The organism is Amycolatopsis sp. N2S4-7 (assembly GCF_058119595.1).
In genome coordinates this window covers 1645310-1657897 of record NZ_CP172299.1, presented here as the reverse complement: position 1 = coordinate 1657897, position 12588 = coordinate 1645310, and the positions used below count along the sequence as shown (strand labels likewise).

At 74.3% G+C, this 12588-nt stretch carries 11 protein-coding genes; 7 read left to right on the top strand and 4 right to left on the bottom strand.

All coding sequences use genetic code 11. The annotated features are described in order from the left end of the window. Positions 1-642: a hypothetical protein gene (locus tag ACH54P_RS07510; protein ID WP_489916345.1), complete on the top strand. Its 642-nt coding sequence runs from the start codon at positions 1-3 to the stop codon at positions 640-642. On the opposite strand, the gene ACH54P_RS07505 is transcribed toward ACH54P_RS07510, so the two are convergent. From ACH54P_RS07505 to ACH54P_RS07495, 3 genes are all read right to left on the bottom strand, one after another. Next, positions 614-859, bottom strand: coding sequence for a hypothetical protein (locus tag ACH54P_RS07505; protein WP_489911609.1), 246 nt, complete (start codon positions 857-859; stop codon positions 614-616). The two genes, ACH54P_RS07510 and ACH54P_RS07505, sit on opposite strands and share 29 nt — an antisense overlap. Positions 860-931: 72 nt before the next feature. Beyond that, on the bottom strand, positions 932-2593 hold the full coding sequence (locus ACH54P_RS07500; protein ID WP_489911608.1) for a YibE/F family protein: 1662 nt from the start codon (positions 2591-2593) through the stop codon (positions 932-934). A gap of 190 nt (positions 2594-2783) precedes the next feature. Beyond that, the gene (locus ACH54P_RS07495) at positions 2784-3761 is read right to left on the bottom strand and encodes a GlxA family transcriptional regulator (RefSeq protein ID WP_489911607.1); all 978 of its coding nucleotides are present in this window, start codon (positions 3759-3761) and stop codon (positions 2784-2786) included. Between the two features lie 99 nt (positions 3762-3860). Between ACH54P_RS07495 and ACH54P_RS07490 the strand changes: the two genes are divergently transcribed. From ACH54P_RS07490 to ACH54P_RS07465, 6 genes are all read left to right on the top strand, one after another. After that, on the top strand, positions 3861-4565 hold the full coding sequence (locus ACH54P_RS07490; protein ID WP_489911605.1) for a DJ-1/PfpI family protein: 705 nt from the start codon (positions 3861-3863) through the stop codon (positions 4563-4565). 101 nt (positions 4566-4666) lie between these two features. Further along, positions 4667-7615 (top strand): AfsR/SARP family transcriptional regulator, encoded by a 2949-nt coding sequence (locus tag ACH54P_RS07485; RefSeq protein ID WP_489911604.1) that lies wholly within the window; start codon positions 4667-4669, stop codon positions 7613-7615. Positions 7616-7714: 99 nt separating this feature from the next. Beyond that, positions 7715-8224, top strand: coding sequence for a hypothetical protein (locus ACH54P_RS07480; RefSeq protein ID WP_489911603.1), 510 nt, complete (start codon positions 7715-7717; stop codon positions 8222-8224). Positions 8225-8320: 96 nt separating this feature from the next. Then, entirely contained in the window at positions 8321-8710 is a 390-nt protein-coding gene (locus ACH54P_RS07475) for an SPW repeat protein (protein WP_489911602.1), read from the top strand. Between the two features lie 101 nt (positions 8711-8811). After that, positions 8812-9696: a non-homologous end-joining DNA ligase gene (gene ligD / locus ACH54P_RS07470; RefSeq protein WP_489911601.1), complete on the top strand. Its 885-nt coding sequence runs from the start codon at positions 8812-8814 to the stop codon at positions 9694-9696. 195 nt (positions 9697-9891) lie between these two features. Next, positions 9892-11358, top strand: a complete 1467-nt coding sequence (locus tag ACH54P_RS07465) for an MFS transporter (protein ID WP_489911600.1) — start codon at positions 9892-9894, stop codon at positions 11356-11358. A 48-nt stretch (positions 11359-11406) separates the two neighbouring features. On the opposite strand, the gene ACH54P_RS07460 is transcribed toward ACH54P_RS07465, so the two are convergent. Next, entirely contained in the window at positions 11407-12483 is a 1077-nt protein-coding gene (locus ACH54P_RS07460) for a DNA polymerase ligase N-terminal domain-containing protein (protein ID WP_489911599.1), read from the bottom strand. Positions 12484-12588: the final 105 nt, after the last annotated feature.

Genomic DNA, 12588 nt, shown 5'->3' with positions numbered 1-12588 from the left:
ATGGCGCAGGAGCCGTCCGAGCGGCTGGCGCTGTTCGAGGAGGATCCGCGCGGACGCCGTCGCCGCGGGATTTCGGGCCTGATCGGCGTGGTGATCGTCGCCGCGGCGTTCGGCGGGATCGCCGGGCTGATCGGCGGCACGGTGGCCGGGCTGGTCGTCGCGCTGGTGATCGCCCTGCCGCTGCTGTACGTGATGGCGGTCAGCCTCCGGCGCCGCGTCTGGCTGGAGGGTTCGACGCTGCTCGTGCGCACCTGGGGGCTGCGCCGGGTCGACCTGGTCACCGCGACCCGGCTCGACCTCGTCGTCGGCGACGTCCGGGGCTCGCGCACGGTGAGCCTGCTGGTCAACGCGGGGCAGCGCGGGAAGGTCGCGAAGGTCGACCTCGCGGTCTTCTCCGGCACCGGCGGGCGCGAGCTGGGCGTCCTGCAGCTGCGGAAGCTGGCGAACGCGCTGATGAACAACACCGAGGCGAACGGCCTCGTGTTCGGGGAGCTGCTGGTGGCCGAGCTGAAGGCCGAGGCGCGCGGCTCCGGCGTCGCGGAACGGCCGCTCTACCGGCTGGCGTCGGTGGCGCCGTCCGGCAAGTACGTCCAGCGGTTCACGATGGAGGCCGTCAGCCGGTTCGTGGCGACTCTCGACTGACGTCATCGTCGGTCTCGCGGAGCTGCTCGAGCTGGTAGACGAGCTCCGGGACCTCCTGCGCGACGTACGCGGCGAGGCGTTCGACGTGGTGCAGGGTGGCGCGGACGTCCTCGAGGGCCGACGCGATGCGCGGCAGCGATTCGACGGCCTGGACGGTGGCGGTGACCACCCGCAGCGCGCCACGGACGAGGTACCGCGGGCCGGCGAGCAGGAACATGGCACCTCCCGGGTCGGGTGCCGCCTTCCTACCGCGTTTCGGCTGCTCCGTCGCGTCCGGGGTGCGCCGGTGTTACGGGTGGGACGGAACGGCTTTCGTGGTGCTGCTGAGGTGCGTCGCGGGCTCGCGCGAGGCGATCAGCGCGGCGAGAACGGTGGTCACCGGGACGGCCGCGACGATGCCGACGCTGCCCGCCAGCGTCCGGACGATCTCCTGCGCGATCTCCTCGCTGCCGAGCAGCGCGCCCAGCCCGACGCCGGAGATCGACGAGTACAGCAGCACCGGCAGCGCGGCCCCGGCGTAGGCCATGACGAGGGTGTTGACCGCGGAACCGACGTGGTCGCGGCCGATCCGCAGGCCCGAGCGGTACAGCTCCTGCCAGGTCAGGTCCGGGTTCGCGCGGCGAAGCTCCCAGACGGCGCTGGTCTGGGTGACGGTGACGTCGTCGAGCACGCCGAGCGCGCCGATCACGACCCCGGCGAGGAGCAGCCCGCGCGCGTCGATGCCGTGGCCGAGCGACCCGATGAGCGTCGAGGTGCTGTCGTCGAGCCCGGTCAGCGAGGCCGCGGCGGAAAAGATCGCCGACAGGATGCCGATGAGGGCGAGGCTGACGAGCGTGCCGAGCACGGCCGCGGACGTTCTCGCCGACAGCCCGTGGGTCAGGTAGAGCGCGATGAACATGATCGCGCCGGCGCCGGCGATGGCGACGACCAGGGGGTTTTCGCCGGCGAGGATCGCCGGGAGGATGAACAGCGCGATCACGGCGAAGGACAGGCCCAGCGCGACCAGCGCGGCGAGACCCTGCCAGCGGCCGAGCACCAGGACGGCGACGGCGAAGAGCGCGGCGAGGACCAGGAGCGGGGTGCCGCGCTGGAAGTCGACCAGCTGGAAGCTGGCCGGATCGGCCGCGTTGCCGCCGTTGTAGGCGAGCACGACGGCGTCACCGGTGGTGAAGCGCGGGGTGCTGGGCTCGATCGGGACGGTCAGCCGCAGGGGTTTCCCGGTGGCCGGGCCGTCGGTCATGGTGAGCTCGACGGTCAGGCACGGCTTGGCGCCCGGATCGGTTTGGTCGCCGACCTGGACCTGCCCCTGCGCGAGGCACGGCCCGCTGGTGGTGGCGGTGATGTCCGCGGCGACGGGCGTGCCCTGCGGAACAACACTCGTCGGCGACGGCTTTCCCCAGGGGTACAGCACGATCATCCCGGCCACGGTGGCCAGGGCGAGCGGGGCGAGCAGCCAGATCAGCAGGAGCCGCACGCGGCGGGAGGCCGGAGCCGCGGGGCCGTGGCCGTGGCCGTGGCCGTGGCCGTGCCCGGTTTCGGGTGGGTGGGCCTTGCCGGGATCGCCTTTGGCGGCCCGCGGCTCGGCGGTTCGCTGCGGCCCGGTGTCCCCCCGCCGGGCGGCCCGCTGCGGCCCGGTGTCCGCCCCCCGGGCAGCTCGCTGCGGCCCGGTGTCCGCTCGGCCCGGGATGCGCTGGGAGCCGGTGTCGGCGCGGGCCCGTTCGCCGGGGATGCGTTGGGAGCCGGTGCGGGGGCCGTCGGCCGGGATCCGCTGCGGCCCGGTGTCGGCGCGGCGTCGCGGCTTTCCGGGGGTGGCTTCGGGTGGCGTGCGGCGTGCCGGTTTCCGGGGCGTACCCGGCGTTCCGGACGTTGCGCGGCCGGGTGAAGGGGACACCTCGTCCGTGATCCGGCGAATCGGGCCGGTTTCGTCGTCGTCGAGGTCGGGGCGGTCCACCCGCACATCCTGACAGCGGGTTTCGCGCCCTCCCACGAGGGGCCACGGACGGCCCGGTTCGTCCGGATGCGCCCAGCCGACCCTCCAGGCACGCGAACCGACCCCTCCGGTACCCCGATCTCGTGTGATCCGGCGGGTATCTCGCGTGATCAGCAGGGCATCTCGCGTGATCGGCGGGGCATCACGGACCTCAGCCGTAGGCCTGGCGGACGTGGACCCGGCGGTAGGCCGACGGCGGGGTGTCGAAGTGGTCGAGGAAGGCCTGGCGCAACGTCTCCGTCGAGCCGAAGCCGCAGCGGCGGGCGATCGTCGCCAGGGGGAGGTCGGTGCCGGACAGCAGGCGGGCCGCGTGTTCGGTGCGGACCGTCCGGACGTACTTGCCCGGCGTCGTGCCGAGGTGGGCGTCGAACAGGCGGGTCAGCTGGCGCGTGCTGAGCCCGGCTCGGGCGGCGAGCGCCGGCGTGCCGAGGTCGTCGTCGAGGTGCTCGGCGATGTACGCGGTGAGGTCGCGGACTTCGCGGTGCTCCGGCGGCGGGCCGGCGAGGAACAGGCTGACCTGGGCCTGGTTCCCGGGCCGCTGCAGGTAGGTGACCAGCGCGCGGGCGGCCTCGCGGGCCAGCGACGGCCCGTGGTCGGCCTCCACCAGCGACAGCGTCAGGTCGAGCCCGCTCGTCACGCCCGCCGCCGTGTAGACGTTGCCGTGCCGGACGTAGAGGGGGACCGGGTCGACCGTCACCGACGGGTAGTCCCGGGCCAGGCGAGCCGCGTACCGCCAGTGCGTGGTCGCGCGACGGCCGTTGAGCAGCCCGGCCGCGGCGAGCACTTCGGCGCCCGTGCACACCGACGCGATCCGGCGGCTGGTGCGGGCCAGGCGCCGGACGTGGGCGAGGACGCGCTCGTCGGCCGCGGCGGCCGTGCTGCCCCAGCCGCCCGCGACGACCAGCGTGTCCAGGTCGCCGGCGACCTGGTCGAGCCGCAGGTGCGGCTGCAGGGTCAGGCCGGAGCCGGTGCGGATGCCGTGGCCGTCGACCGAGGCGAGCTGGAGGTCGTACGGCGGCCGCGCGCCGAGCCGGTTGGCGGCGTCGAACACATCGGCGGGGCAGGCGATGTCCAGCAGCTCGGCGTCGGCGTAACCGACGATCGCGACCCGTCTGGGTGAGCCTGGCATGATCGAACGCTAGCAGCCGGACCGGCGCTCGGACGCGGTTCGCAGGATTTCGGACATTCCCGCCCCGCGCGGTCCTCCGGTCCCGCCACGCTGGGCGGCATGACCGCTGAGCAGAAGACCATCGCCTTCGTCGTGTACCCGGGGCTGACGCCCCTCGACCTGGTGGGCCCGCTGCAGGTGCTGAGCGCACTGGCCCAGATCGACCCTGGCTACCGGACCGTCGTGGTGGGGGCCACGACGGACACCGTCGGCACCGACACGCCGTTGCGGGTCGCGCCGAGCCACACGTTCGACGAGGTGACGTCCCCCTTCGCGGTGCTGGTGCCCGGCGGCACCGTGCCGACGCTGCGCGCGATGGCGGACGAGCAGCTCCTGGCCTGGCTGCGCACCGCCGCCGCGGGCGCCGAGCTGGTGACGTCGGTCTGCACCGGCTCCCTGATCCTCGGCGCCGCCGGCCTCCTCGAGGGCAAGGAGGCGACGACGCACTGGATGTTCCGCGACGTCCTGACCGGGCTGGGGGCGAAGCCGGTCGCCCGGCGATGGGTCGAGGACGGCCGGGTGATCACCGCCGCGGGCGTGTCGGCCGGTATCGACCTGGCGCTGCACCTGGTGGAACGGCTGGCCGGCCGCCAGGTCGCGACGAACGTCCAGTTCGTCATCGAGTACGACCCGGAGCCGCCGCAGGGTGCCCTGGACTGGGCGAACCAGCCGTACGGCGACCTGAAGCCGCTTCGCGAGCACACGCTGCGGCAGGGGCTGGGCGAGAACCCGGCGCTGCTGGAGAAACTGCTCCCGCACGCCTGAACCAACGTCGTCGGCCATCCGGGTGAGCGGGGTTCCCCGGCCGCGCCGGACGGTTAGATTCAGCTCGCTCGATCAGGCGATCTCGCGGGTGGGGTGTAGCCGTGCGGTTCCAGGTCCTCGGCCCGTTGACGGCCACCGTCGCACTGCCGTCGGCGGCCCAGCCGCGGCGGCTGCTCGCCGTCCTCCTCGCGCGGGCCGGCCAGTTCGTCGGCCGCGACACCCTGGTCGACGAACTGTGGCCGGACGGCGCGCCGTCGAGCGCCGCGGCGATCGTGCAGGTCACCGTGTCGAAGCTGCGCAAGACGCTGTCGCCCGGCCTCGGGGCCGCCGAGGCCGGGCAGCGCCTGCGGTCCGGCCCGCGGGGCTACGCGCTGGCCGTCGAACCGGGAGAGCTGGACGCGGACGACTTCCTGACGCTGCTGGCCGCCGGCGCCGACGACCGCGCCCAGCGCCGCCGCGCCCTCGAACGGGCCTTGGCGTGCTGGCGCGGGGACGCCTTCGCCGACGTCGTGGGCGGGCCGCTGCTGGAGGCGCACAAGCTGTGGCTGGAGGACCGGCGGTCGGCGGCGCTGCTGCAGCTGGTCGAGCTGGAGCTCGCCGACGGCGACGGCCGGTCGGTGGTCGAGCGGCTCGACCCGGTCGTCGCCGCCCGCCCCGCCGACGAGCGGTTCGCCGCCCGGCTCGCGGCCGCGCTCGGCGCCGTCGGCCGCCGCGAGTCGGCCCTGGAGGTGCTCCGCCGGACGCGGCGGGCCCTGTGGGAAGAGGCGGGCGTGTGGCCGGGCGCGGACCTCGTCGCGGTGTACCGCCGGATCGCCGGGACCGAGTGGACGACGCCGGGGCCGCCCGCCCAGCTCCCGCCCGCGGTGCCCGACTTCACCGGCCGCGCGGCCGAGCTCGCCGACGCCGGGCGGGCGTTGCGCGGCCCGGCCCCGGTCGTGCTGCACGGGGCCGCCGGCGCCGGGAAGTCCGCGCTGGCCGTCCAGGCCGCGTGGCGCGCCCGGCGCCGGTTCCCCGACGGCCAGCTGACCGCCTCGCTGCGCGGCCCGGACGGGACGCCGGCCGACCCGGCGGCCGTGCTGACCGGGTTCCTGCGCCGGCTCGGCGCGACCCCCGCGGAACTGGCCGACAGGACCGGCCTGGCCGGGCTCTGGCGCGGCTACACCGCCGACCGGCGGCTGCTGGTGCTGCTCGAAGACGCGGCGTCGGAGGCCCAGGTGCGGGCGGTGCTGCCCAGCGGACCCGGCTGCGCCACGCTCGTCACCGCCCGCCGGGAGCTGCCCGGCCTGTGCGGGGCACGCGCGATCCCCGTCACCGGACTGTCCACTGAGGACGCCTACGACCTGCTCGCGGCGATCGCGGGGGAGCCGCGGCTGCGCGCGGAACCCGAAGCCGCGCACCGGCTTCTCGGCCACTGTGCCGGCCTCGCGCTCGCCGTCCGGATCGCCGGGGTGAAGCTCGCCGCGCGGCCGAACCTGACCGTCGCCGAACTCGCCGCCCGGCTCGACGGCGACCGCCGCCGGCTCGACGAGCTGACGACGGGCGACCTCGGCGTCCGGGCCGCCGTGACGTCGGCGCTGCGGGAACGGTCCGCGTCGGAGGTGGCCCTGCTGCGGCGGCTCGCCGCCTTCGGCGGCCCGGTCCCGGACTGGTGCGCCGCGGCCCTGCTGGACCGGCCCCTGGCGGAGGCCCGCGACCGGCTCGACGCCCTCGCCGGCGCCCACCTGCTCGACCCGGCCGGGCCCGGCCGGTGGGCGGTGCGCCCGTTCGTGGGGCTCGTGCTGGCCGAGAGCCCCGCGGCGGAGACCGACCGGGCCGCGCTGCGCCGCGCCTGCGAAGCCACCCTCGTGCTCGCCGAGCACGCCCTTCGCCGGCCGGCGGCCGGCTCGCCGAAACCGGAGCCGGCGGTGCTGCGCCGGGTCGCGGACGATCCCGCGGCGGAGACCGGCCACCTCGCCGCCGCCGTCCGGCTGGCGAGCGCGCACGGCCGGCACGAACTCACCGAGCGGCTCGCCGACGCCTGCACGGCGCTGGCGGGGACGCCGTGGCTCGGCCACTCCGCCCGGGTCGTTTCGGTGCTCGGCCTGGCCGCGGCCCGCCGCCGCCAGGACCCGCGCGCGGAGGCCGGGAAGCTGTACAACCTCGGTTCGGTGCACTGGCAGCACGGCCGCGCACGGCAGGCGCGCACCTACTTCGTCATGGCCGAACAGCGCTTCCGGCGGCTCGGCGACCCGCGGGGGACGGGCGCGGTGCTGGCCGCCCTCGCCGACGTCCACCTCGACGGCGGTGATCCGCGTGCCGCCGAGGCCGAACTGCGGGAAGCCCTCGACCTGCTGCGCGGCTGCGGGGACCGCCGTGGGCAGGCGGCCGCGGCGGCGCAGCTGGGTTCGCTCGCCGAAGACGTCGGCGACGTGCGGCGCGCCGTCGAGAGCTTCGAGGTGAGCATGCTGCTCGCCCGCGAAGGCGACGACGGCCGCTGGCACGACCAGGCCGCGAAGCGCTACGCCGACGTCCTGCGCCGCCACGGCGGCTGCGACCAGGCGGCCGACCTGCTGACCGGCGCGCTCGGCGGGGCCGTCCGCACGCGGGAGCGGCACTGGGAGGCGCACGTCCTGCGCAGCCTCGGCGACCTGCACACCGAGGCCGGCGAGCTCGCCGACGGGGAACGCTGCCTGACGCGCTCGCTCGACCTGTTCGAGCGGATCGGCCACCGGCACGCCGCCGCCTACACCCACCGCAGCCTGGCCGAGGCCCGCCGCCGCGCGGGCGACCCGGTGGCCGCGCGGCGGCACCTGCGGGCCGCGATGGGCGTGTTCCGGGAGCTGCGCGACCGCCGCGGCGCCGGGTACGCCCTGCTCAGCCTGGGCCGGACGCAGGCGGCCGACGGCGCCGGACCCGAGGCGGCACGGGTCCTGCGGACGTCGGCCGACCTGTTCCGGGAGCTGGGGTTCCCGCTGTGGGAGCTGCGGGCATTGAGCGAACTCAACGCCGTCACCAGTGCGTCCCCGGCACGGGACCGCACTCGTGAAGTCTTGGCGAAGATCAGGACCTGACGCCGTCCGGACCCCTACCCGCGACGCCGGTGTTTGGCGAAGTTATGGCCGTCCCGATTTGGCTGCCGCTGATCGATCGTCGGAGCGAGGAGGCAAGTCATGCCGGGACAACGGATGCTGGCGCGGGTGGCGGTGGGGCTGACCGCTTCGGCCGCGACGGCGGTGTTCGCGACCATCGGCACCGCGTCGGCGGGTGTGGAGGTCACCAAGCTGACCCAGGCGCAGGCCGCGTCGCAGCTGTCCGCGGCCGGGGTGACGCACTCGTCCAGCGGGGGCTGCACCGACCGCTACAACTCGACCTGCACGTCCTACGAGCAGATCAACCAGAGCACGGTGAGGGGGGTCATCACGCTCAAGCGGGCCAGCGGCTGCGCCATCAACATCACCGGCGGCACCGAGACCGGGCACGCGTCCGGCACCTACAGCCACTGGAACGGCTACAAGGTGGACATCTCGCACAACAGCTGCATCGACGGCTACATCAAGAACAGCTTCGGCTACGCCGGCCTGCGCGGCGACGGCTACCCGCAGTGGAAGGCCGCCTCCGGCAACCTCTACTGCGACGAGGGCAACCACTGGGACATCACGTACTACACCTGCGGCTGCTGACGCGCGGGGCCGGGGACCTGCCCGTTCCGAGGGCTGCGGGCAGGCCCCGGTTACCCGGTGCGACGACCGGGTACCTCTCCGCGTGGAGGTGAGGAGATGTCCACCCACAGCACTTCGGCCGGGCGACAGCGGACCCGCGCCGCCGGACCGGCGACCGGCGCGGCGGCCGGGCTCGTCCTGCTGGCCGGTCTCTACCTCGTCCTGGCACCCTGGATCGCCGGCTTCGGCGGCGCGGCCGTGCTGGCGCTCACCAACACCGTGGTCGGCCTGGTCCTGGTCGCGCTGGCCATCGCCCGCGCCGCCACCCGGCGCGTGCGCCCGCTCGGCTGGGTCATCCCGGTCCTCGGCGCGTGGGCGGCGGTTTCGCCGTGGCTGCTCCGCTACGCCTGGGACACGCCGCCGTCGACGGCCGCGCTCGTCGGCAACGTGGTGGCCGGGGTGGTGGTCGTCGTGGCCGGGATCGCGGTGCTCGCCCGCAAGGACTGAGCACGCTCCGAGTGGACGTGCCCGGCTCCGGCCGGGCACGCTGCGCGGTGGAGTGCGCGCGGGTGGACGGGCCCGCCGCCGCCCGGCGAGGGAGGCCCCCGGTGGAGCCCGACGAGATCGCGACGTCCAACCCGGACAAGATCTACTACCCCGAAGCCGGGCTGACCAAGGGTGACGTCGTGGGGCACTACCGCACCGTCGCCGAGGTGATGGTGCCGCACCTGCGCGGCCGGCCGCTGACCCTGCGCCGCTACCCGAACGGCATCGCCGGCCAGACGTGGTACCAGAAGGAAGCCAGCCCGAAGCTGCCGTCGTGGATCCGCGTCGAAGCGATCCCGCAGCGGACCACGAGCGACGTCCGGCACGTGCTCTGCGACGACGCCGCGACGCTGGTGTACCTGGCCAACCAGGCCGCGATCGAGTACCACATCTGGTCGTCCACAGTGGACGACCTGGAGCACCCGGACATGGTGCTGATCGACATCGATCCGCCCGAGGGCACCACCGTCGCCGACCTGCGGGACATCGCGCGCATGGTCCGCGACGTCTACACCGCCGCCGGCCTCACCGCGTACCTGCAGGCCACCGGCGGGCGCGGGTTCCACGTCGTCGCGCCGCTGGAGCCGAGCCAGAACTACGACGAGGTCCGCGACCTGGCCAAGGCGGCCGCCGAGGTGCTGGCCCGGCTCGACCCCGACCGGCTGACCACGGCGGTGCGGAAGAACCAGCGCGGCGGCCGCGTGTACCTCGACGTCCTGCGCAACGGCTACACCTCGACGTTCGTGGCGCCGTACTCCCTGCGCGCGCGGCCGTCCGCGGGGGTGGCTACGCCCCTGGACTGGCACGAGCTGGGCAAGGCGGAGCCGGACGGCTGGACGCCGAAGCGGATCAAGGAACGCCTGGCGCGCAAGGAGGATCCGTGGGCCGGCATGGCCGAGCACGCGGCCTCCCCCGCGAAGGCGATGGAGCAGCTGAAGAAGCTGTAGCCGGATGCGGCCGGTATCCGCGGGTTGAGCTGCGCGTGTCCGCGTGCTCGCGGGCAGTTCCGGGATCGGCGGGAACCGCAGGCGGGAAGAAATCCCTGTGCAATCGGGAGGAAGGTGGGGGCCCTCCTTCTCCGTACGGTCGACGCAGACCTACGGACCGCGGAGAAACGCCGTCTCCGCTCGAAGGAGAGAGCCGTGAACCTCGCTCAAGCCGCCCCCACCTCGGTGGCGCAGGGTCTGGACCCGCGCCGCTGGAAAGCCCTGATCCTGCTCTGCACGGCCAACTTCATGGTGATCCTCGACGCCCAGATCGTGATCATGGGGCTCCCGTCGATCTCGGCGGACCTGCACCTGTCGCCGGTCCAGGCGCAGTGGGCCCTCTCGGCCAACCTGCTGACCTTCGGCGGGCTGCTCCTGCTCGGCGGCCGCGCGGCCGACCTGCTCGGCAGGCGGAAGGTGTTCATCGTCGGCACCGCCCTGTTCCTGCTGGTGTCCCTGCTGTCCGGGCTGGCCTGGAACGGCGAGGTCCTGCTGGTGGCCCGTGCGCTGCACGGCGTTTCCGCCGCGCTGATGGCGCCGACCGCGCTGTCCATCCTGACCAACACGTTCCCCGAAGGCCGTGAGCGCAACAAGGCGTTCGCCGCGTGGTCCGGGATCGCCTCCATCGGCGCCACCGTCGGCCTGCTGCTCGGCGGCACGCTCATCGACTGGCTGGGCTGGCAGTCGATCTTCTTCGTGAACGTCCCGGTCGCGCTGCTGATGCTGCTGCTGAGCCCGGTGCTGCTGCGGGAGAGCAAGGACGCGGGCAAGCAGCGGACGTTCGACCTCGCCGGTGCCGTGGTCAGCACCGCCGCGCTCGGCCTGCTGGTCTACATCCTGGTCGAGGCGCCCACCAAGGGCTGGGTCAGCTTCCACACCATCGGCTTCGCCGCGGTGTTCGTCGTGCTCGTCGCGCTGACGATCGTGATCGAGAAGCGCTCGGCGGCGCCGCTGGTACCGCTGCGGCTGTTCCGCTCCCGCGCCCTCGTCGGCGGCAACCTGGTCACCGGGATCGCGGCGATGCTGGCGTTCGGCATGTCGGTGACGATCTCCCAGTATTCGCTGGGCGTGCTGCACTACACCGCGCTGGAGTTCGGGCTCAGCCAGTCGGCGATGCCGATCGCCGCGGTGATCGGCGCCTACCTCGCCTCCGCGCTGCTGACCAGGGTCGGCATCCGGCCGGTCGCCGTCACCGGCGTCCTGCTGCTCGGCGTCGGCTGCCTGCTGCTGACCGGGATCACGCCGGAGGCGAGCTACTGGGGTCACGTCTTCCCGGGCCTGGTCCTGTTCGGGTTCGGGCTCGGCGGCGGCCCGGTCGCGCTGGCTGCGGCGGCGCTCGGCGGCATCGCGAAGAAGGACGCGGGCATCGCGTCCGGCTTCAACACGGCGGCCTTCCAGGTCGGCGGCGCGATCGGCGTGGGGATCGTCTCGACGGTGATCGCGTCCCACATGGCGCAGGCGGCGACCGACCCGGGCGCGGTGATGGACGGCTTCACGCAGGGCTTCGTCGCCTGTGTGATCTTCGCGGCGGTGGGGCTGGTGCTGGCCGTCGCGCTGCTGCGGAAGCCGGGTGGCGGCAAGCTGCAGGTGGTTCCGGAGCAGCGGACGCCTTCGGCGCACTGAGGCACGTCGACAGCGGCCGCCCCGGGATTCCTCCCGGGGCGGCCGCCGTCACGTTTCGATGTGGAGCCAGTCCCCGTCCGCCTTGCCCGGGTGGTAGGCACTGTCGGCGCGTTTCGCGTAGACACCGCCGAGGCCGTGCTCGCGCGCCGCGGCCAGGACCGCTTCGCCGTTGCCCCGGAAGTACTGGGGCACCTGCCAGTTGCCGCCGGACAACCCGAGGTCGGTCAGCATGTCCCGCCGCTCGACGTACGGGAGGTCCACCGCCGGGCGGCCTTCGTAGTGCAGCAGGTCGTACGCGAAGAAGAACGCGGGGCAGTGCTTCATCATCCGCTTCGCGTCGTTCCCGTCCGCGCGGCTGCGCTCGCCGAGGCCCTTCGCGTCCGGGCGGCCTTCGCGGACGACCACCATCTCGCCGTCCAGCAGCACTTCCGTCGAGCCCAGGGTCTCGCCGAGCTTGTGCAGCTCCGGGTACCGGCCGGTGACGTCGGCGCCGGTGTCGTCGTGCGCGGTGATGCGGCCGCCGGACACGCACAGCATCGTGCGGGCGCCACCCCACGCGAATTCGTAGGCCCAGTCGTGGTCCTCGGCCGGCGGGGGCAGCTCGCCCGGGACCGCGGCCATCGGCTCGAGGAACTCGGGGGAGTCCTCGTGGCCGTCCTCGGCCGGGTCGAGCCGGCGGAACGTCCAGTCGCCCGGGTCGTCCGGGTTGTGCTTGTTCTGGAACAGGTACTTGCCGCGCGCCCGCGCGCCGTGGAAGACGACCTCCACCTTGTGGTCGTTCCAGTGCAGCGTCTCGTAGCGGCCGGTGTCCCAGACCGCCATCCACCCGCCGCCGTACTCGCCGGCCGGGATCTCGCCCTCGAAACCGAGGTAGTCCATCGGGTGGTCTTCGGTGTGCACCGCGAGCCGGGTGACGCCGGGGGAGCGCGGCAGGCCCTTCGGCACCGCCCACGACACCAGCACGCCGTCGCGCTCGAGCCGGAAGTCCCAGTGCAGCCGGGTCGCGTGGTGCTCCTGGATGACGAACAGGTTGTCGTTCCCGGGTTCGGGCGGCCCGTCCGGCCACGGCTCGGGTGTCCGCGAACGGTCACGCTTGCGCCGGTATTCGTCGAGTCGGTCGGCCATCGCGGGACCGGCACCCCCACTTCGCTCTCCAGAGCCACCAGGTTACCGGCCGCCGCGGCGGGCCGGAACTCCCGTCGTGCGCTGCGGATCCGGGTCCCCGGCGCG

Bases quoted from the DNA above. Each gene is read 5' to 3' on its own strand.
- ACH54P_RS07510 (WP_489916345.1), top strand. From the start codon at position 1: ATGGCGCAGGAGCCGTCCGAGCGGCTGGCGCTGTTCGAGGAGGATCCG.
- ACH54P_RS07505 (WP_489911609.1), bottom strand. From the start codon at position 859: ATGTTCCTGCTCGCCGGCCCGCGGTACCTCGTCCGTGGCGCGCTGCGG.
- ACH54P_RS07495 (WP_489911607.1), bottom strand. From the start codon at position 3,761: ATGCCAGGCTCACCCAGACGGGTCGCGATCGTCGGTTACGCCGACGCC.
- ACH54P_RS07490 (WP_489911605.1), top strand. From the start codon at position 3,861: ATGACCGCTGAGCAGAAGACCATCGCCTTCGTCGTGTACCCGGGGCTG.
- ACH54P_RS07480 (WP_489911603.1), top strand. From the start codon at position 7,715: ATGCCGGGACAACGGATGCTGGCGCGGGTGGCGGTGGGGCTGACCGCT.
- ACH54P_RS07475 (WP_489911602.1), top strand. From the start codon at position 8,321: ATGTCCACCCACAGCACTTCGGCCGGGCGACAGCGGACCCGCGCCGCC.
- ACH54P_RS07460 (WP_489911599.1), bottom strand. From the start codon at position 12,483: ATGGCCGACCGACTCGACGAATACCGGCGCAAGCGTGACCGTTCGCGG.